This window comes from Coleofasciculus sp. FACHB-1120 (genome assembly GCF_014698845.1).
GTDB lineage: Bacteria > Cyanobacteriota > Cyanobacteriia > Cyanobacteriales > FACHB-T130 > FACHB-T130.
Genome location: NZ_JACJTV010000003.1, coordinates 42,890 through 61,977, shown reverse-complemented (window position 1 = coordinate 61,977; position 19,088 = coordinate 42,890). Strand labels below are relative to the sequence as shown.

Below are 19,088 nucleotides of genomic sequence, written 5' to 3'. Positions count from 1 at the left end.
ATTCTATAAACATATACCCCAAGTGCAAAAGAGGGAAAAAACCCCAAAGAGAAACACTATGAAACTAACAAATTGGATAAAAATATTACCCGCTTTCTTAGCGATCGCTTTCGTTGTCCCCGCCCAACGAACCCAAGCTCAGACAACGACCGTTGCCGTTCCTCAACCCACACAGACTGTGGTTCCCACACCGACGAAGGCTCCCGATGGAACCCCGACTTATGGAGCGGAATATGCTTATGACCAGTACATGAGATTGGGGTATGCAGCAACGCAAAGAAAGGATTATCCAGCCGCTTTGTCTTACTTCCGGTCAGCACTTGCCGAACGCCCAACTGACCGCTATGCCACACTTGCTTACTGGAATATTACAGACTATTTAAAAGGGCAAGATCCACCGCCAGCAAGTGCCCCAGCAGCAACAAACTATGACAAATACATGAGAGTTGGCTACGAAGCTTCCAAGAAAGGCGATTATCACACCGCGCTGATTAATTTCCAAAGGGCATTGAAGCAGCGTCCGGGCGATTATTATGCTAGCCAAGCACTGCGGAATGTCCAGACCTATATCAATCGCGGTCAGGGATTATCCCGCAGATAAAAGGCTAAATTACAACGTTTCAGGAAGTCTTTTCCAAGGTTTTAACCGTTAAAACTTGTGGCGGCGTGGCGTCTGGGGGATAAATAAAATCGACTTTTACCAGTCGGCGATCGCCCGGTAGCATCTTCAAGGTTATCAAAGGCTCGCCTTGCTGACCGCGCCGTTGAACTAAATGCACGTAACGAATTTGCGGTAAGCCTCGGTCATCAGTGTATTGGATTTGAACGGTACCCCGGAAAAAAACTTGCTGAGGCGGTGGTTCTAGAAAACGCAACCCTCCCTGCAAGCGATCCTGTTTGATTGGTGTCTGTATTGCCAAGGTTACAGTCTGGCTGTCGTTTGTATCGTTCATCAACGGCAAGGTGAGGCTGTATTGCACTCCATAGTTGCCGTGAGCCATATAAGCGGTATCTGGGTAGCGCACCAACATGGGGGCACTTTGCACTCGTTCGGTGCCGAGAGTGCCGCGAGGAACGGTGCTGAGGCTATAGGAAAACGCTTTTCCTGGTTGGGGAATGCTCAGATTCACTGCACCCGGTCTTTCTACCAGTCTGGCTTTCCACTGCGAACCTTGAGCGACACCAGCAACACGACCGTAGATCAATTGCCCCTTACTGGCTTCTGGAGAGGTCGGAACGCGATCGCGCGGCTGTGCTAAATTACCAGAATTCAGAAGTGTCTGCCATTCTTCCAGCGTCGGTGCGCGTTCGCTCTTATTGGGATTTTGACGCGCATACATTGCTAAACTCGCCATGTAGACTTTGGCATTGCTCCGCAACCGCATCAATGTTGAGCGACCATTGAGCGGCGGCGTCAGCGTCTTCACAGGAATCGGATGATTCATCAACATCCGGCTTTCCCCTGGCGGAATCGTCAACAGAGGGGGAAAATCGGCTTGACGCTGTTCTCGCAAAATATCATTACTGACGCGATCGCCAGGGCCAGCATACACTTTACCCAAGGGATTCTCAATATAGGACGCCATTGGCATAAATGGCGCATCTGGTTGACTGAGATAACTGGCGGCTTGCAAGATATCCACCGTGACGGGTTGCTTACCGGGATTATGCACGATGATTCCCAAGTAGAGTGTCCGTAAGTCTTCCGGCGTCGGCGGCTTGGCAATATGATGGGCAAACACATCAAAACGCCCTTGGAAGGCAAAATTTAAATGAGCTGCTGAGGTGCTTTTGTTACTGGGGGGAAAGGTTGAAAGTAAGATTCCCTCTGTTTGTACTAATTCTGGGCTATTGCTATTAAAAACTGGCACATCGTCCAGTTTCCCAGGTAAAGCGCGGACTTCCTGAGGTTGTACTACCTCAAGAGGAGGGGGTGGTGCAGGGGGTGTAGGTGTCGGGATTGGATTTGTTTTGGAAAGGAGAAAAATCGGCAAAAAAGTCAGCATGAAGCGATTTTGGAGTCTCACGGTTAGCTCTCTCCATTTTCTCCGTAACCGGATGCGATCGCACCCCTATTCTCCCAATTGAGCCAATTTACCAAGGATAGGCAAGGGAGGAGCTGCAATTATTCTTACCCAAATTTCTAGTAATTTTCTACCCGCACTAAGCTTTTCCCCTCAATTTCCGCAATAAAACCAAAGATAATTTCTGTAAATTTATCTGGAAAAAACAGGTTCCATTCGTGATATCCTTCTTCTACTATTTTTAGCTTAGAACCTTTTATCCCTTGTGATAGCTCTTGGGCAAACTTTACCGGAGTTAGAACATCGTTTTCTCCCCATAAAATCAAACAAGGAGATTCAATTTTTGGCAAAATTGGTCTGAGATCTTCTTGTAACGCGATGAATCCCATCTTTATTGTATTTTCAGGGTTAAACAAGCTGTTATAAAGCAAGTTTTGAAAAATAGCACTAACAGGCTGAATCTTCATTTGCCAAGATTGGGCAGGCATTTCAATTGCCCTTTTCAATACAACTTCCGCTATAGAACCCAGAGGAATCCCTGTACTGTCTACGACGATGAGGCTGCGGACAATCGACGGCATCAAAGCTGCCAATGCTATGGCAATTGCGCCTCCTAGTGAATGCCCAACTACATGAACTTTCTTTAAATTTAACTTTTTTACAAGATTACCGATAATCTTTGCATAGTCATTAGAATTTTGAATTTTTTCAGGTGCGGTTGAGTTTCCTAAACCTGGTAAAACAGGCGCAATTACCTGATAACGCTCGGATAAAATATTTAAACTGTCTTGATAAGGTTCAACTAATACTCCCCATCCGTGTATAAAAAGTATCGGATCTAAATTTGAGGCAATTCCTCCTTCATAGTAGGAAATACAACAGTTGTCCAAATTAACTTGCTTTTCGATAAATTTGCTTTTCACTGAATTGACCTTCAATTTCTTGAGACAGGAAGGACTAATTTAAGCATTTGTCAAAAGTGCCTAAATTAGAGGATGTTACATAAGTTAACAATTTTTACCTGGTTGTCTCGTCTGTCTAAAGTAGGGACACGGCAATGCTGCGTCCCTACGCCTGGAAATGGGGAAGCGAGGCAAACCCCGCAGGCAATACATCAGGAAATTTTTTAACTAAAGTACAAACCGAATTCCATACAGGACACGCATCAATTCCACTAATGACTTGTTGCTTACATTCGCTGAGGTCTTTTCTAAAGTTCGCACAGTCATTACCTGCGGCGGCGTCGCATCTGGTGGGTATATCAAATCGACTTGCACCTGTCGGCGGCTTGCCGGGGGCATATTTAGCGTTAGCAGTGGTTCCAATACCTGACCTGTTTGGTGCCACAAATGCACGTAGCGCGTCAGGGGTTTCCCTTGGTCATCGTTATAGCGCAACCGTACAGTACCGCGAAAAATTGGAAAATGCGGGGGTTTCTGGAAACGCAATCCTCCTTTTGCTAGCTTGTCTTCCTTCATCGGTGTTTCTAGCGTCAGGGTGACACTTTGGGGTTGTTTCGTGGAGTTGATTAAGGGCAAGCTGAGGTTGTATTCAACTCCGTAGTTCCCATGCGCTTCGTAAGCGGTATCCGGATAGCGCACCAGCATCTTTGCAGTTTGCACTTGACTTGTACCGAGGGTGCCTAGTTTGAGGGAACTGATGGGATAGGAGATGGCGTTGCCAGGTTGGGGAATGGTGAGATTCTGGGCATTGGGTTTATCCACCAGTTTCCCTTTCCAGGCAGAACCTTCAGAGACTCCTGCTACGCGGCTGTAAATAAACTGCCCTGAGGTTTGTCCTGGCGGGGAGGGGGCTTTATCTCTTGGCCCTGCTAAACCGCCTGTCTCTAGTAAAGTCTGCCATTCTGCTTGGGTGGGTTTCCGTTCGGTGCCATCTGCATTTTTCTTGGCATACATGGCTAAACTGGCTGCATAAACCTTGCCATTACTCTGCAACCGCATTAGGGTAGACCGACCATTAATGGGTTTTTCTAGATTCCGCACTGGAATCGGATGATTCATCAACAAACGACTTTGCCCCGGTGGTATCACTATCTGGGCGGGAAAATCAGCTTGTCGCTTGCCTCGCATGACATCGTTGACTGCGCGATCGCCATGACCTGAATATACGTCTCCGTTGGGGTTTTCGACATAAGTCGGCAGTTTGACATAGGGCGCATTCTGCATTAGCTGACTTGCCGCTTGCAATACTTCCACTTTGACGGGTTTATTACTTGGATTATGCAAAATTACGCCCAGATAAAGCGTCTGCAAATCCTTAGGAGTGTGGCTAAAGTGGTGGGCAAATAAATCAAATCTTCCCTGGAAAGGAAAATTAAGATGAGCCGCTGGCACCTTTTTCCCATTTGGGGGAAAAGTAGAAAGTAAAATTCCTTCACTTTTCACCCATTCTGGGCTGTTACTGTTAAACATCGGCACTTTATCCAGTTGTCCGGGTAAAGGCAAAACTGGGTGGGGTTGCACAATCTCTTGAGGAGCGGGCTTAGGTGGCGGTGCTGGTGTCTGGGCAAGGGGTAAAATCGGCAAGAATGGCAGCATTGGAAGATTGATAAAAAATGATAACGACCCTATCCAAAAAAATAGTTAGTCAGACTGTCATCCTGAACAACAGCAAAATATTTCCGAGATTTTAGCTATTGCTGAGAATGCCATCCTAATACTTTCCGGATGGGTGCTAAGACATAAAGGACTTTAAGAAAGTGCCAGGTTCTTAAGAATACATAAAAAATCTCCCATGACTTCCGAAGAATTTTCGGGAGTTAGGATGGGAACGTGAACGAAAATACAGCGGCTGTTGAGTTGGCGTTCTTGCAAGTAGTTTAATACTGAGTAATACAGCCCTTCGCAGACAAATTTACCAGCATCATGGCTAATTTCTGTTGCCGTTGAGCCTGTTAATAGTTTTTCTAGATTCACTGATGTTTTCAGAAGCGTGGTTCCACAAGCTGCACAGGATTCCACGCTTAATTGAGTGCGAGACTCTGCCATTCCGCAGCAGATAATCGCATCGGGCTGTAGTTCGTTGATTTTGGCAAAGACGCGATCGCTTGCTTGAGCAACATCAACGGGTAGCTGTCTTAAAAAATTTAATGATAGCGATAAAGAATCGAGTTTGGCAACTTCCAGCAATAGATCGTCGGAAGCATTAGATTTTTGATGGGGAAGCCAAGTCGTAAATGACGTTAGCAGGAGCTGTTGCATAAAGAATCTTGTCGAATGCACGGATTAGCTCAATTCTAAGTTAGCCGTCTGAAAGCAACAAATGTTTCGCTAGCTACGTCTTTCATCTAATAGAAGCCAATGTAAAAAATGCTGATATGAGATTGAGGTGGAAAATGAGACGATTGTTTCCTCTTTTAATAGTAGTGTTTATGGTATCGGGATGCAACTTAGAAAAAGCTGCCCAAACTCAGACACTTAACTCTCTTGGTTCTCAGGATAACATTTCACCGCAAGCAAAGAAGTTACTGGTGCAGTTAAAGAAAGATAAGTCGTTAAAAGTAATTGAATGTTTTCCCAGCGGCAATTCGATGAGCCTTTCTGAAAACAACGAAACTAAGTCCTTGTTGAGTTGGGTATTCAAGTTAAAACAAGGAAATATGGGAGCAAAGAAAGCTTGTATTACTCCAGAGGGGGATGCCGTCACAGAATACATAATTGTTGAAAATGATAAAATAAAGGTAGTTTTAGATTCTTCTGAAGATAAATTTGGCGCAAGGGATGTAGAAGTATACAATCCCACTCAAATTTATCGGGGATACTTTGAGGAAGATGGCAAAGAATCAAAAACTTTCAAGATTTCGGAATTACAACTGCCTGAAGGAAAAGAAATATTCATTCAGTATGAATTGCCGAACGGTGAAAAGAGATATTTTTGAAATTTTAAGCAAAAGAATGTAAAGTTAAAAGAAGGGAACTGGATACCCAACACAAACAACAAAAGTCAGCAAAGGCGCATATTAATGTCAGTCATTGCAGTCATAGACTACGACATGGGAAATCTGCACTCTGCCTGTAAGGGATTGGAAAAAGCGGGTGCAACCCCTAAAATCACGGATTCACCGATAGACATTGCACGGGCGGATGCTGTAGTTCTGCCTGGTGTGGGATCTTTCGATCCAGCAGTGCAACACTTGCGATCGCGGCACCTAGTCGAACCCATTAAAGAAGCGATCGCATCCGGCAAACCTTTCTTAGGGATCTGTCTGGGATTGCAAATTCTATTCGATTCCAGCGAAGAAGGCAAAGAACCCGGTTTAGGCATTATCCCCGGTGTGGTGCGACGATTTCGCCCCGAACCTGAGTTGACGATTCCCCATATGGGTTGGAATCAACTGGAAATTGCCCAACCAGATGCCCCAATATGGCAGCAGTTACCTTCTCAGCCTTGGGTTTATTTTGTCCATTCCTACTACGTCGATCCCGTCGATCCTCAAATCCGCGCCGCCACTATCACCCACGGAAGTCAAACGGTGACGGCTGCGATCGCGCGTGATAATTTGATGGCTGTGCAGTTCCACCCGGAAAAATCCTCCACCAGCGGACTGCAAATATTATCCAACTTTGTCGCCCAGGTACGAACCGAAGTTGCCGCATAGTAAAGTTGCGTTAGCGTAGCGGCACGTCTGACCTAATTATGAGCCTCAGAATCTACGGCAATCGCTTGCTTAAAACCTTACCAGGTCAAGAAACCCGACCCACTCTAGGGCGAGTGCGGGAAGCAGTATTTAATATTTGGCAGGGCAGCATCAGCGGCTGTCGCTGGCTGGATTTGTGTGCCGGTAGTGGTTCGATGGGCGCAGAGGCATTGTGTCGCGGTGCCAGCTACGTCGTCGGAATTGAACAGTGGAGTCGCGCCTGCGCCATTATCCAGGAAAACTGGCAGCAAGTCGCTCAAGATGACCAAAAATTTCAGGTGTTGCGAGGAGATGTCGTTCAGCGATTGAAAACCCTGACGGGTCAACAGTTCGACCGAATATATTTTGACCCGCCCTATGCGAGTGAATTATATCAGCCGGTGCTGGAAGCGATCGCGCAATATCAACTACTGGCTGAAGGCGGTGAATTCGCAGTAGAACATAGTCCTAACAACTGGACGGTTGAACCCGTTCCCGCACTGGAAATCTGTCGCCAAAAGGTTTACGGCAATACTGCCCTTACCTTCTATTGCCCAGCAATCATCTAAAACCTTGAAAAAGGTGGGCAGTGCCCACCCTACAAGAGGTAGAGACGCGAAATTATGGGGGACTGCGCGGTACTAACGTGCCGCTACGCCCAAGCGTCTCTACATTAACTTCTACAGCCCCAGTTGATTACCGCGCTTAAACTGCATATAAGCAGCGAAAAATAGTCCCGATAGGGTAACTAAGATCAAGCCAAGCACAATGCCAGAAAGCAGGGGTTCTACCACGTCAGTACTCCTTTGTTAATGTTTTTTGCCTGTTTCTCATCCTACAAGCTAGAGAGGAAGAACGGGTGAGCCTGTAGCGACACAATTTCAAGGCATCTCCGATTCCGGTAGCAAGCTGGAGGAAACTAAGCTTGCCTCGACTCTCTAGAAAATTTAAGCTATGTATATGAATCGAAATCTTTATCGATACACAACCACACATATCGCTATACTCGTTCATTGCATAGCGATCGCCTGCACCCAGATAAAAAACTGCCCTTACATCTCACCTTCAGAAACCTTTGGATAACCAGCTACCTAAACCTGAAACCCAGATGCAGCGCCTCAGCTTGATGGCATTGGCTGCTTTCCTGGTCATCCTCTTGGCACTTGTGGGGGTTAGCCTGTTTCACGTCTCCGATCCTTATGTCAAGACAGTTTTGAACCGAACTGGCGACCCTGTGAAGGGACACGCGATTTTTCAAATGAACTGTGCGGGGTGTCATGGATTGGAAGCACACGGTCGAGTGGGTCCCAGTCTAGAAGCCATCTCTAAGCGCAAATCTCGCGTAAGAATCATTCACCAAGTCATCAGTGGGGATACCCCGCCCATGCCCCAGTTCCAGCCCAGTACCCAAGAAATGGCGGATTTACTGCGTTATTTAGAGAAATTGTAGATGGGGGCGGACATGGATAATCGATCATTCATAATCAGCCTAGACCTGACTGACTAGACCTGACTGAACTGTTGTGCGTAAAACCGGGCATAGCGATCGCCTTTTTGCAGCAACTGTTCGTGGGTTCCCGATTCCATAATCTGCCCCTGTTCCACAACCAGAATTCGGTCAGCGCGGCGCACCGTGGCGAGGCGGTGGGCGATGATAAAAACAGTCCGGTCTTGCATAATCCGTTCTAGGGCTTCCTGCACCAAGGCTTCTGATTCCGAATCCAGGGCGGAGGTTGCTTCATCCAGGATGAGGATTCTAGGATTGAGCAAAACAGCACGGGCGATCGCAATTCTCTGCTTCTGCCCCCCCGATAAATTTACTCCTCTCTCCCCCACCCAGGTATGATAGCCCTGTGTAAATTGGGTAATGAACTGATGGGCGTTGGCTATTTCTGCCGCCACCTGCACGTCCTTGAGGTCAAACTCCGCTTGTCCAAAAGCAATATTTTGAGCAATCGTCCCAGAAAATAGAATCGTTTCCTGCGGGACAATCCCAATTTGCCGCCGCAGACTCCGCAGGGTCACATCCTGAATATTAATCCCATCAATCAGAATTTCACCCGCTTGGGTGTCATAAAAGCGGGGAAGAAGATTCACCAAAGTCGTTTTACCCGCACCCGACGCACCCACCAAGGCAATCATTTCTCCGGAGTGTGCCAGCAAATTCAAATTTTGCAGCACCGGAGTTCCTCCTTGCACCAACTTAGAAAGAGGTTGCACCCTATCTAAGTCATCCTCTAAGAAGGTAGGACTTGGGGAATTTAGTGGAGGATAGGCAAAGGTAACGTTAAAGTATTCCACTTTACCTGTGACCGCCGGGAGGTCAACGGCACCCGGCTTTTCCACCACAGTTGGCTGAATCGCCATCAGTTCAAAAATCCGATCGACCGATGCCTGACCCTGTTTAAATTCGTTGTAATTGCTGGTGAGATGGGCAATCGGGTCAATCAGTAACGCCACCGCTGCGATATAGCTTACAAATTCTGCCCCAGTCAGATTATTAATCGAAATTTGCCAGCCGCCGAGGAAAAACAGCAGTAAAACGCTCATCGCGTACAAGAATCCAACCACAGGGTTCTGAATCGCCTTTAGCCGTTCAGTTGCATACTTCGCTTTCCGGTTTTCTTCTGCTTCCTGGGCAAAACGGGCAATTTCATAATCTTGAGCGGCGAAAGCTTGTACCAGACGAATTCCGCTAAACACCTCTGTCAACAACGCCGATAAATTAGAGACGCGATTTTGGCTACGGCGAGAAAACTTCAACATCTGTTCGCCAAACCAGCCAATTAAAACGCCCATCAGCGGTGCAACGATAAACGTTGCCAGCGTCAGCTGCCAGTTGAGATAAATCATGTAACCCAGCACAACGATTAGCTGCAACACGCAGGGAATAAAGTCATGGAAAACTTTATTTACGACTTCCCCAACTCGGTCAATATCCTCGGTGAGACGGTAAGTTAAATCGCCGGTTTGTGCAGTTTCAAAGTAGCCAAAGTTGAGACGATGTAGGTGAGTATAAACTTGCTTGCGTAAGTTAAAGGCAACGAAAAGAGCGGCTTTCGCCATCAGCGAATCCTGTCCATACATCAGGATTTTCTGCACAAGAAAAACGACTGCCAGCACTCCTGCTAACTGGGCAAGTGCTGCCATATCGCCTTGTCCAATGAAATTGGCGATTTTGCCTGCAAGTGCCGCCTGGATGGGCCAGAATACTGTAACCCCTAACGTGCAAGCGAAAGCTTGCGCGATGGTTTTCCACTGAGGGCGGATGTATGGCAGTAGATGCCAGTAACTAGAGCGCGTTTTCAAACCTTAACGTCCTGTAATAATCTTCTCCTTTGTCTGACGCTACCAGTTTTCGGTTGTTTCTGAGCGATTATTCTTCAGCCTATTTTAAGGATAGGAAGCGATCGCTTCCCCCGTCGGCAAGGGAAACAAGGACAATCGCGCCTTCTGTCTGATAGCTGGGAGGTTTTCATTCCAGCTTGCGTGTATCGACGGGCTAGACGAAGTAGCGATCGCTCAAGGTCAGTACCCACAATGTCACTATTCAAAAGACCAACACTCACATACAATTTTTTTATGACTTTTGATTGCCAAACATCATCTTTTGTGATTTCTCCATCAAATCAGAAACCACAATCAATAAAGTTGCCAAAATCTCAAGAATTGCTAATCCTGAAATCGCTAATACTTTCAGGATTCCAAAAACGAATAGCCACATCAGTCCAATAATTTTTGACTCAGTTAATACAATTCTTAAAGCACGTAAAACTATCCTAGCAATCCTAATCTTTTGACTGAGCTTTAAATCGGAAGGTTGCGGATCTCGTTCTAGCAGATATTTCTTACTTTGTCTTACTATCGTATCCACTTCCGCTTCGGTAATTTCTACATCGCAGTATTGGTGTAACCAAGTAATCCCACAAATTCGACCTAATAAAAAATCATGGTCTCGATATCGTTTATCAAAAAAGCCACCAAACGCACCTAGAAAATCTGATGCAAGTAGTTCGGCGACACTTCCTTCTTGTAAAGAATTTTTAATATTTTTGGGTAGATTATCGTAAATTGGTTTCAGCTTGCTTATCGTATTACTACTTTCAGAATTAGCAATTTCACCCAAAATTGCTGGAGTAATGGGGCGAAGCTTTATGTGCCGATAAGGGATTGCTTCTTCGATAATTTGCTTAACTTGATTCATATCTTCAAGATTTTTCTTCTCAATGGCTTCTAGTAATTTTCTCTTGGCTAAGGCTAATTGATTTTGTTCTTGAATTTCTCTTAATCGGAGCGAGTCATGTTCGGCTTTCGGCAGTGTTAAGCCACTCAATCCAACTTCTAGTGTAGAAAATTGCCCTTGGGTTAACCGTTTTGCACTATTCAAATTTTCTACAGGAACTGGACGGATATACACGTGCAATCGTTCTGTATTAATTGATGGCTGTTGTGCCGTAAATTTTTCCTGAAACTGGCTTGAACGCTCGTTATTTGGTATTTGTTTAGAACGCAAATTATTTTCCAGTTCAATTCCTTTTAAGATGGGCAAACCATCTAGAATTCCTCCATCCGTATACAGAAATACTAAATGTGTATTATCTGCTATGCTTTCACGTACAGCGCCTAGCCCTTCTTCCTTCAGTTCTTGTTTTTTAGGAGTTTTAAAGTAGTCATCACTGAGGTCTTTAAGATTAATACTACTAATATCAGAATGATCCCAAATGGGTGGAAAAGCGACCGGGAAAGCACCAGAAGCACGACCTCCCATTACTGCCTTCCCCCACATCTTATTCATTTTTTCTTGAGGAATCCCTGCATGAAACAGAAACTGACGAGTTTCTGAACTGGTAATCGTTTCAATTTCTTGTTCTAAATTTCCTTGTGAGTCAGTGAGGTTTATTTCTTCCAGAATCCCTTGCAAGTTTGTAAGTGTCATTAAAAGCGCCAAGGGTTTCGTATTTTCTGTAATCTGAGGCGGCTTTATGACAAGTTCAGCAATTTTCTCAATTGCCTCACCAGAAAGAACACTTAGGGTGGTTTTCTTACGTTTTGCTTCGGGAGTAAGTTTAGAGGATATAGAACGATGCAAAAGCTTATGAATCCCTCTCCTAAGTGGATTAGAACTCCTTTTATACCTTTCAATTGTTGCCTCAAAGCTGTCGGTAAAACTTTCTATAGTTGCTTGAAATCCATCTTTAAAACTAGAGAACATGACGGAAAAGCTATCTATTTTTTGAATATCTGCTTGTTGAACCCATGCTTGATACAAAGGGCTTTTATGCTCTTCTTCTGCAAATTTGAGCAGTTGATTCGATTGAAAAGGTGGATCGACCTTTCCTTGAAGTAAGCAATAGGCGGCGATGACCCCAGACATTGCTCCGGCTGAAGATCCAGTAATAATATCAATAATAACTTTAGGTTCGCTTTTAACAGATTCTTTTGTTAATTCATAAAAAACTCCTGCCATATAAGCACCCAATGAAATGCCACCAGAGCAGTTGAGGGTGATGAGTTTGGGAGCTTGTGCAGATTGTGTTTCGGTTTTCATGACGATATACTTGGCGGTGAAAATACCTTGGAATCAAGTTCAATTCAGCGGAATTCTATTATGAGGGAGTTGACACAAGGGTGTTACTGAGGCTTGCATAAAAATTATTTTACTTGATAGCGGAAGGTAGAAAAGCTGGGATCTGGTTGTATGTAAGCATTGAGCAAACGAGTTAATATCACTAAGCGGCATTTTGAGCAAGCGTCTCGCTTCTCTAACGACAGCCATTCCGATAAATAGGCGGATGCTGCTCTAAGTCGCCACTCGTTTCTACGACAACTTTACTATTTTATAGTGGACAGAGAATAATTAACACTTTTTAGAAAAACAATTATCAGCAGCTTCCCTTCTGCTTGTAACTCAATATGGGTTTTGTTTCCGAGCTACCTATTTGACAGATAATTAAGTGAGCCTATTTAAGAGCAATGGCTTTCTTTAAGCGAACAATGTAATGAGCGATCGCTGTTTTATTTAATAATTAAGAAAAATTAAATTTCCCCTTTACTGCTTTTTACTACAGAATGTAAATCTATTAGTTTATAAATAATGGCATTTTAAAAGAAAGGTGGTTAGAATAAAAGAAAAATTACCAGATAAGTTTTTCCTGCATTCAAGAAGCTCTCCTCAAGTTAGTTTCAGCTTAGCCAGGAATAAAGATAAAGAAATAAAGACTTTTAGTCATTGCTCAAACTGCAATGGCTTCCTCACTAGGAAAAAATAAAGTTCAGAGCTTAAAATTCGGGCAGCAGCTTCAGAGAAAGCCTTGTTTCCGCCTGAAAATCCATGCGCCCAATTGCCGCCTATCGGTAGCGATCGCTAACGATCTTCTACTAACTTCCTGGCAAAATACAATACACTCACAAACCCAACATCTTTACAACAACCGATTTATACAGGCTAAATCTATGCAGACACTCAACATTCCTATCAACATTCCCCAACCACCGACCTTTGCTTCTATCGAAGAGGAACGCTGCAATCGCAAGCAACGCCTAGCTGCTGCATTTCGTCTGTTTGCCCGCTTCGGCTTTTCTGAAGGTATCGCCGGTCACATCACCGCCCGCGACCCCGAACACCCAGATCGCTTTTGGGTGAATCCTTTCGGGATGCACTTCAGTCTTATCCGAGCCAGCGACCTGCTTTTAGTCAATGAGCAAGGTGAGGTCATTGAGGGGAATAAGCCTGTCAATCAGGCAGCCTTTGCCATCCACTCCCGTATCCACGCCGCCCGTCCCGACGTTGTAGCAGCCGCACACTCCCATTCAACCTACGGCAAAAGCTGGTCAAGCCTGGGTCGCCTCCTCGACCCCCTCACGCAAGATGCTTGTAGCTTCTACGAAGACCACGGGCTGTTTGATGACTACACGGGCGTCGTTCTCAAACTAGAAGAGGGCAAGCGGATTGCTGAAGCTTTAGGCGACAAAAAAGCCCTCATCCTCCGCAACCACGGGCTGCTCACAGTCGGGCACTCAGTCGATGAAGCTGCCTGGTGGTTTATCACAATGGATCGCTCCTGTCAGGCACAGCTGATGGCAGAGGCAGCGGGTAAGCCTGTCCTGATTGACTCGGATATGGCTCGTTTGACGTCTCGCCAAGTGGGATCGCACCACATGGGATGGTTTAGCTTTCAACCTCTCTACGACATGATTGTGCGTCAACAACCGGATCTGCTGGAGTAAGTGTTTTCAAAAGTGTGGAAAGGTGAGGAAGCTTCTAATCAAGGCTGGAGTTGAAAACCAGCATCTACCGATTGTATTTAAGAAAAATTGAGGGTAGATAAATGACGAAATTAGAGCTGCATAAAGAAAAGTTCAATAGAACTTTGAACTCTAACCTAGACTCACCTTTTTGCGAAAAAGATGGCTTGCTGGAGTTCAAGGCGGAATTGATCGAGCCAGAGTTTTTTAAACACTGGTCATTTGTTACTAATGTGTATGGTGAACGAGTGCAAGTGGATCACTGCGTTCTGACCCTGCCTGATTTTCCACGTCTCAAAAATTACGCTGAAGCTTTGTGTCAATTGGGCGGTCGGATTGTTGAAGGACCAGGACTCTTCCCTATCGAATTTTGTCCCGAAACTTATGTAATTATCGACGATCTATGGTTGCATTTGTTGACCATATTGATGCCGTTAGGGGGGTTAGTGGTTCTGGCTGCGCCCCACGCACCAGACGATCAACTTGACCGATTTCTACATGAGCGGGGAAACACTGGCGTTCATCATGTTGCAATTCGCGTTGATGATGTGCATCGTGTTGGTTTAGTTTGGCAGAAAAAAGGTTTTCATCCATTGTCTCGCGAACCGCTGAATGGTGATTCCCTATGTCAATGGTTTTGGCAAAATTCGGCAGGACAAATTATCGAGCTGATTGGTCGTAGCGCTGAAAATAACGCAACCTTCTACTGCCAGAATATCGGCGGTCTTCGCCTCTCGGAGGTGACAGAGGTTAACTAAAAATGAGTGTGTTTGAATAGGGACAGGAGCGGCTGCTCCCCCTGTGCGTTCAGAAGTCCTCACTATAGATGATGATGCGATCGCTTTTAGGATGAAATTGCAGAAAAGCGATCGCTCATTCGCTTCCTGATGCCTGACTATGAAAACAAGAGCCGCCTAAGCCCATAATTCTCCTATCCAATCATCCTCCGCTTCCCAATCCCGGCAAGGTTCTTCTTTAGGACCAGAAGGATGAACAGCGCAGATAATTTCGCACTGTCCGTAATAGAAACGGCATCTCCGACAGGTTTGGAGAGCTTCTATATGGACAGTTTCAATGACTCCACCCACCGAGGGGATCGTGTCCCGAAGCTCTTGCTGACAGGAAAAGGTGGGTAGCCACACGCCAATCGAGAGTTGGTCGTTAATTCCCTCCGGTTCCCCGAAAAAGTGGTCGTTAATAGTGCCGGGTACGCATTGGCAACCCGTAATTTTACCTCCGACTCGACTAATAGCCTGACGAATGACCTTAAGAGTACCCTTAACTTCAACCGTAAAGTAACCACATATATCAATCCGTTGCGTTCCCGCCGTGGCTACGAGAGTCAGACTGGTGCGAACAAATCCTGCCTGAATAACCATCAACCTTAAGTGATGGTCGAGTTCTTCAAAAACTGGCTCAACCTCCGACATGATTTTGCCAGTTATTTCTTCAGTCAGACCAAGCGTTCTTTTTAACTGTTGCCAAAGTGCCTGTAGCGTTTTCAAAAGCCGTAATAATAGGGAATCTAACTTTTGATCAACGTGAATTGAATACTCTTTTATTACCTGGAATCCCTTTTCTAAATGGCGGGCTGTTTCTTGAATACTGGTGATTCCCAACATGGCTGCTCCGCTTTTGATGGAATGAGCAGCACAAAAGAGCTGATTAATTTCTTCTGAATTTTTAATAGTGCTTTTTCCAGACAGCAAACCTTGCTCAATTGTCTGGAGATATTCTTTCGTTCCCTCAATAAATAAATGATTGAGGTGATTGTTGAGTTCTTCAAAAACTGGCTCAACTTTCGACATAATCTTGTGAGTCAGCTCATCATTTAACCCCGAAGACCAAGCAAGCTGCTGCATCAGAGCTTTTAGGGTATCAAAAACTCGTTGCAAGAGTGACTCTAGTTTTTGATCGATCCTAATAGGACAAGCATTGAAAACTTGGAAACATCTTTCTATGCGGTAAGCGGTTTTCTGAATACTGAGGAATCCCAGCATTGCTGCACCACCTTTAATACAATGGGCAGCTCGAAAAACTTCATTTGTCTTTTCTGGGTCTTCAAGAGTGCTTTGTAGATCCAGGAGACCTTGCTCAAGTGTATTGAGGTGGTCGATTGCCTCTTCAATAAAGTAATCAATCATTCGCTGATGTTGTCCCGACATCATTCTCTTGTCTCCTTGTTTTCGCGTAGGGTAGGTTGTACCGCAACGCGCTAGGCTTCGCTCAAGGGTAAACTCCGGACGGGTCGCATACATTATGCGTTCTCTGTGCGGCTCTCCCCGGTTTTAACACAGCTTGAGGCTAATTGAGGATTTTTCAAGAATTGTTGTCAGCGATTTGGTGATCGCTTGCTTGTTTCTAAAGTTTTAACAATACCGGCTTTAGCTGTAAGCCAAAAATGCTCTCGATTGCACAGCATTAATAGGGCAATCTCGGCGCAAAAGTGCGAAAATTTTGTGGAAAGCGAGCTAGCATAGCTTCTTTCTTGCTTATAACAATCTTGGTATAGAGACAAGGTTTATCTCGTCTCTACAGGGGTTTGCGAATCATTTAGGATGGCGATATACCCTTTCACGTTATTAAAACTTACGCAGATATCCCCCTAAATTCTCTGATGAATCGGGGGATTTTTCCGATTCCCCCTAATAGATTGGTGGTTTAGGGGGATTCAGATATGTAGCATCAAAAAAGTGATTGGGATTAGGAAGTTTTTAATGTTCTTATAAAAAAATGCCGTTTGTAACGAAATTTCCCTGAGCGAGTGGATAAATAACCAATTTCTTCCTCCTCACACTTGCTTTTTACCTTTGTTTTTCTGCCTTTTTCTGAGTAGCCAGAGAACAAAAGCGACAATAAGCACCACAAACACGATTTTAGAAACAGGGCCAAGATACTTCTCTACAAGCTCATAGTTTTCGCCCAATGCGTATCCGGCATAAGTCAGCAAACTCACCCATAATGTAGTGCCAAGGGTTGAGTAGAGTAAAAAAGGCAGCAAAGGCATCCCGCTAATGCCTGCCGGAAGCGAAATTAAAGTGCGAACTCCAGGCACTAAACGACAGAAAAATACAGCTTTATCGCCGTGCTTATCAAACCAATTATCTGCCTTGTCAATATCCTTGCTGGATAACCCGATCCACCTACCATACTTATTCGCTAATCGCTTTAAGTTTTCTTCGCCTACGAGTTTACCCACGTAGTACCACGGCAATGCACCTAGCATCGTGCCGATTACTCCCGCTGCGATCGCTCCAAAAAATTGGATCTTGCTATTTGGTTGCGTTGAGACATACCCGGCTAAGGGCATAATCAGTTCTGAAGGGATGGGGGGAAAAAGATTTTCCAAAAACATCAGCAGTCCAATTCCCAAGTGACCGAGGGAATTCATGGTGTTCGTTATCCATTCCTGCATAAGTCAGTGTTGGGTATTAGGGGGCAGTTATTTTAATTGAAAATTCCAATACTTCTCGCGATCGCTCTGTCTTAACGTCACAATCAAACTGTTAAGTTTAGTGAACAAGCTAAGTTTGCTTAACTCTATCAGGTTTTCGAGAATCTGAGAATTGATTTATCTAAATCTTCATCGTAAATTTGTAATATCCAAATTTCTGTCGTAAAAGTTTTATTGGCGATTTGAAGTAGCAATCATTTTTCTATGCTCCTTTTTTACTAAAGACTGGTTTCAGTTTTTGGCAAGTTCAGCTTGACTACATTAAGTCTGAGGTTGAAAAGCTGTTGGGTAAACCTCCCGTTTCTCCGGGTCTATTTCTACAACTTAGACTTTCTTTGCAAAATTTTCGGTAACACAAACAAACAATCCGGATAAGCGGCAATCGTTACTTGTTACCGGATGATGACGAAGGGTGGGCAATGCCCACCCTTACCGATTTAGGTTCCAGAAGTCCAAGAGTTGATGTACTCGATTTGATCTGGGGTCAGACTATCAATTTGAACGCCCATTGCTTGCAACTTCAGCCGTGCAATTTCTTTGTCAACCTCGACTGGAATGGAGTGCAAACCGGGTTCTAGCTTGCCTTTGTTCTTGACGAGGTGTTCGCAAGCTAAAGCTTGGTTGGCAAAACTCATATCCATCACAGCGCTGGGATGTCCTTCCGCAGCTGCCAGATTAATCAAACGTCCTTCGCCCAGCACAATCACAGATTTACCATTCTGGAGGCGGTATTCCTGGGTGAAGTTCCGCGCTTCCTTGACTTCAGTCGCTTTGGCACCTAATGACTTTAGGTCAATTTCGATGTCGAAGTGACCGGAGTTGCAAACCATTGCCCCGTCTTTCATAACATCGAAATGTTCGGCGCGAATGACGTGCTTGTTGCCGGTGACAGTAATAAACAAATCGCCTAGGGGGGCGGCTTCTGCCATTGGCAGCACTCGGAAGCCATCCATCACCGCTTCAATTGCTTTGGTGGGGTCAATTTCGGTGACAATCACGTTGCCGCCCATTCCCCGCGCCCGGAGTGCCGTGCCTTTGCCACACCAGCCATAACCAGCAACGACAATCGTTTTACCAGCTAGCAGGACGTTGGTAGCGCGAATAATACCATCCAGGGTTGATTGCCCAGTGCCGTAGCGGTTATCAAAGAAGTGCTTGGTGTCAGCGTCGTTGACATTGATAGCGGGGAAAGTTAGAACGCCATCTTTGAACATGGCACGTAGGCGGACAATGCCCGTTGTGGTTTCTTCAGTGGTGCCGATCAAATCGGCAATCTGGTGTTGACGTTCCTGAATCAGGGTAGCAACCACATCGCTACCATCGTCAATGATGATGTTGGGTTTGTGATCGAGGGCGATTTGCACGTGGCGAGTGTAAGTCTCGGCGTCTTCGCCTTTGATGGCAAATACGGGGATGCCATGATCGGCAACGAGGCTAGCAGCCACGTCATCTTGAGTGGAGAGGGGGTTGCTGGCAATGAGGAGGGCGTCGGCACCCGCAGCTTTGAGGGCGATCGCTAAATGGGCAGTCTCGGTTGTGACGTGGCAGCACGCAACTAACCGGATACCGGCGAGGGGTTTTTCTTGGGCAAAGCGATCGCGTATTTGCTTCAACACGGGCATCTCTCTACCTGCCCATTCAATGCGTTGTTTGCCAGAGGGCGCGAGGGAGAGGTCTTTGATTTCGTGCTTGGGCTGAGTAACGGTTGCAGTCATGAGATTGCTTGCTC

General features: G+C 45.4%; 18 protein-coding genes. 7 read left to right on the top strand and 11 right to left on the bottom strand.

Going from position 1 to position 19,088, the window contains the following annotated elements; all coding sequences use genetic code 11:
• Positions 1-58: 58 nt before the first annotated feature.
• Positions 59-601, top strand: coding sequence for a hypothetical protein (locus tag H6H02_RS04220; RefSeq protein WP_190524603.1), 543 nt, complete (start codon positions 59-61; stop codon positions 599-601).
• Positions 602-620: 19 nt separating this feature from the next.
• Here the strand turns inward: H6H02_RS04220 and H6H02_RS04215 are convergent, their stop codons facing one another.
• The 4 genes from H6H02_RS04215 to H6H02_RS04200 all read right to left on the bottom strand — a co-directional run bounded on the left by H6H02_RS04215 (position 621) and on the right by H6H02_RS04200 (position 5,245).
• Entirely contained in the window at positions 621-2,006 is a 1,386-nt protein-coding gene (locus H6H02_RS04215) for a DUF3370 domain-containing protein (RefSeq protein WP_190815434.1), read from the bottom strand.
• A 137-nt stretch (positions 2,007-2,143) separates the two neighbouring features.
• Positions 2,144-2,947 carry an alpha/beta hydrolase gene (locus H6H02_RS04210; protein ID WP_190814976.1) on the bottom strand — a complete coding sequence of 268 codons (804 nt, stop codon included), beginning with the start codon at positions 2,945-2,947 and terminating at the stop codon, positions 2,144-2,146.
• Positions 2,948-3,154: 207 nt separating this feature from the next.
• Positions 3,155-4,582 carry a DUF3370 domain-containing protein gene (locus H6H02_RS04205; RefSeq protein ID WP_190814974.1) on the bottom strand — a complete coding sequence of 476 codons (1,428 nt, stop codon included), beginning with the start codon at positions 4,580-4,582 and terminating at the stop codon, positions 3,155-3,157.
• 153 nt (positions 4,583-4,735) lie between these two features.
• A complete protein-coding gene (locus H6H02_RS04200) occupies positions 4,736-5,245 on the bottom strand; it encodes a peptidase C15 (protein ID WP_190814972.1) in 510 nt (169 codons plus the stop codon).
• 134 nt (positions 5,246-5,379) lie between these two features.
• On the opposite strand from H6H02_RS04200, the gene H6H02_RS04195 reads away from it, so the two are divergent.
• The 3 genes from H6H02_RS04195 to rsmD all read left to right on the top strand — a co-directional run bounded on the left by H6H02_RS04195 (position 5,380) and on the right by rsmD (position 7,229).
• Complete coding sequence (locus H6H02_RS04195; RefSeq protein ID WP_190814970.1) at positions 5,380-5,922, top strand: DUF4362 domain-containing protein; 543 nt, start codon at positions 5,380-5,382, stop codon at positions 5,920-5,922.
• 84 nt (positions 5,923-6,006) lie between these two features.
• Positions 6,007-6,642, top strand: coding sequence for an imidazole glycerol phosphate synthase subunit HisH (hisH, locus tag H6H02_RS04190; RefSeq protein WP_190814968.1), 636 nt, complete (start codon positions 6,007-6,009; stop codon positions 6,640-6,642).
• A 38-nt stretch (positions 6,643-6,680) separates the two neighbouring features.
• A complete protein-coding gene (gene rsmD / locus H6H02_RS04185; protein ID WP_190814967.1) occupies positions 6,681-7,229 on the top strand; it encodes a 16S rRNA (guanine(966)-N(2))-methyltransferase RsmD in 549 nt (182 codons plus the stop codon).
• A gap of 111 nt (positions 7,230-7,340) precedes the next feature.
• Here rsmD and petG read toward each other — a convergent pair whose 3' ends face one another.
• Complete coding sequence (petG, locus tag H6H02_RS04180) at positions 7,341-7,454, bottom strand: cytochrome b6-f complex subunit V (protein WP_190814966.1); 114 nt, start codon at positions 7,452-7,454, stop codon at positions 7,341-7,343.
• Positions 7,455-7,735: 281 nt separating this feature from the next.
• Between petG and H6H02_RS04175 the strand changes: the two genes are divergently transcribed.
• A complete protein-coding gene (locus H6H02_RS04175) occupies positions 7,736-8,110 on the top strand; it encodes a cytochrome c (RefSeq protein ID WP_190814965.1) in 375 nt (124 codons plus the stop codon).
• 53 nt (positions 8,111-8,163) lie between these two features.
• Here H6H02_RS04175 and H6H02_RS04170 read toward each other — a convergent pair whose 3' ends face one another.
• From H6H02_RS04170 to H6H02_RS04160, 3 genes are all read right to left on the bottom strand, one after another.
• Positions 8,164-9,969: an ABC transporter ATP-binding protein gene (locus H6H02_RS04170; RefSeq protein WP_190814964.1), complete on the bottom strand. Its 1,806-nt coding sequence runs from the start codon at positions 9,967-9,969 to the stop codon at positions 8,164-8,166.
• A gap of 74 nt (positions 9,970-10,043) precedes the next feature.
• Complete coding sequence (locus H6H02_RS04165; RefSeq protein ID WP_190814962.1) at positions 10,044-10,229, bottom strand: hypothetical protein; 186 nt, start codon at positions 10,227-10,229, stop codon at positions 10,044-10,046.
• An 11-nt stretch (positions 10,230-10,240) separates the two neighbouring features.
• On the bottom strand, positions 10,241-12,208 hold the full coding sequence (locus tag H6H02_RS04160) for a patatin-like phospholipase family protein (protein ID WP_190814960.1): 1,968 nt from the start codon (positions 12,206-12,208) through the stop codon (positions 10,241-10,243).
• A gap of 905 nt (positions 12,209-13,113) precedes the next feature.
• Between H6H02_RS04160 and H6H02_RS04155 the strand changes: the two genes are divergently transcribed.
• Together H6H02_RS04155 and H6H02_RS04150 are read left to right on the top strand one after the other, a co-directional pair.
• Positions 13,114-13,887, top strand: a complete 774-nt coding sequence (locus H6H02_RS04155; RefSeq protein ID WP_190815432.1) for a class II aldolase/adducin family protein — start codon at positions 13,114-13,116, stop codon at positions 13,885-13,887.
• A gap of 101 nt (positions 13,888-13,988) precedes the next feature.
• Positions 13,989-14,663, top strand: a complete 675-nt coding sequence (locus H6H02_RS04150) for a hypothetical protein (RefSeq protein ID WP_190814957.1) — start codon at positions 13,989-13,991, stop codon at positions 14,661-14,663.
• 156 nt (positions 14,664-14,819) lie between these two features.
• Here H6H02_RS04150 and H6H02_RS04145 read toward each other — a convergent pair whose 3' ends face one another.
• The 3 genes from H6H02_RS04145 to ahcY all read right to left on the bottom strand — a co-directional run bounded on the left by H6H02_RS04145 (position 14,820) and on the right by ahcY (position 19,074).
• Positions 14,820-16,163 (bottom strand): Hpt domain-containing protein, encoded by a 1,344-nt coding sequence (locus tag H6H02_RS04145; RefSeq protein WP_199328983.1) that lies wholly within the window; start codon positions 16,161-16,163, stop codon positions 14,820-14,822.
• A gap of 533 nt (positions 16,164-16,696) precedes the next feature.
• Entirely contained in the window at positions 16,697-17,320 is a 624-nt protein-coding gene (locus tag H6H02_RS04140; RefSeq protein WP_190814955.1) for a DedA family protein, read from the bottom strand.
• Positions 17,321-17,796: 476 nt separating this feature from the next.
• Positions 17,797-19,074: an adenosylhomocysteinase gene (gene ahcY / locus H6H02_RS04135; RefSeq protein ID WP_190814952.1), complete on the bottom strand. Its 1,278-nt coding sequence runs from the start codon at positions 19,072-19,074 to the stop codon at positions 17,797-17,799.
• Between the last annotated feature and the right edge of the window lie 14 nt (positions 19,075-19,088).

Bases quoted from the DNA above. Each gene is read 5' to 3' on its own strand.
- H6H02_RS04155 (WP_190815432.1), top strand. From the start codon at position 13,114: ATGCAGACACTCAACATTCCTATCAACATTCCCCAACCACCGACCTTT.
- rsmD (WP_190814967.1), top strand. From the start codon at position 6,681: ATGAGCCTCAGAATCTACGGCAATCGCTTGCTTAAAACCTTACCAGGT.
- H6H02_RS04200 (WP_190814972.1), bottom strand. From the start codon at position 5,245: ATGCAACAGCTCCTGCTAACGTCATTTACGACTTGGCTTCCCCATCAA.
- H6H02_RS04150 (WP_190814957.1), top strand. From the start codon at position 13,989: ATGACGAAATTAGAGCTGCATAAAGAAAAGTTCAATAGAACTTTGAAC.
- hisH (WP_190814968.1), top strand. From the start codon at position 6,007: ATGTCAGTCATTGCAGTCATAGACTACGACATGGGAAATCTGCACTCT.
- H6H02_RS04220 (WP_190524603.1), top strand. From the start codon at position 59: ATGAAACTAACAAATTGGATAAAAATATTACCCGCTTTCTTAGCGATC.
- H6H02_RS04215 (WP_190815434.1), bottom strand. From the start codon at position 2,006: ATGCTGACTTTTTTGCCGATTTTTCTCCTTTCCAAAACAAATCCAATC.
- H6H02_RS04205 (WP_190814974.1), bottom strand. From the start codon at position 4,582: ATGCTGCCATTCTTGCCGATTTTACCCCTTGCCCAGACACCAGCACCG.
- H6H02_RS04160 (WP_190814960.1), bottom strand. From the start codon at position 12,208: ATGAAAACCGAAACACAATCTGCACAAGCTCCCAAACTCATCACCCTC.
- H6H02_RS04145 (WP_199328983.1), bottom strand. From the start codon at position 16,163: ATGTATGCGACCCGTCCGGAGTTTACCCTTGAGCGAAGCCTAGCGCGT.
- H6H02_RS04140 (WP_190814955.1), bottom strand. From the start codon at position 17,320: ATGCAGGAATGGATAACGAACACCATGAATTCCCTCGGTCACTTGGGA.
- H6H02_RS04195 (WP_190814970.1), top strand. From the start codon at position 5,380: ATGAGACGATTGTTTCCTCTTTTAATAGTAGTGTTTATGGTATCGGGA.
- ahcY (WP_190814952.1), bottom strand. From the start codon at position 19,074: ATGACTGCAACCGTTACTCAGCCCAAGCACGAAATCAAAGACCTCTCC.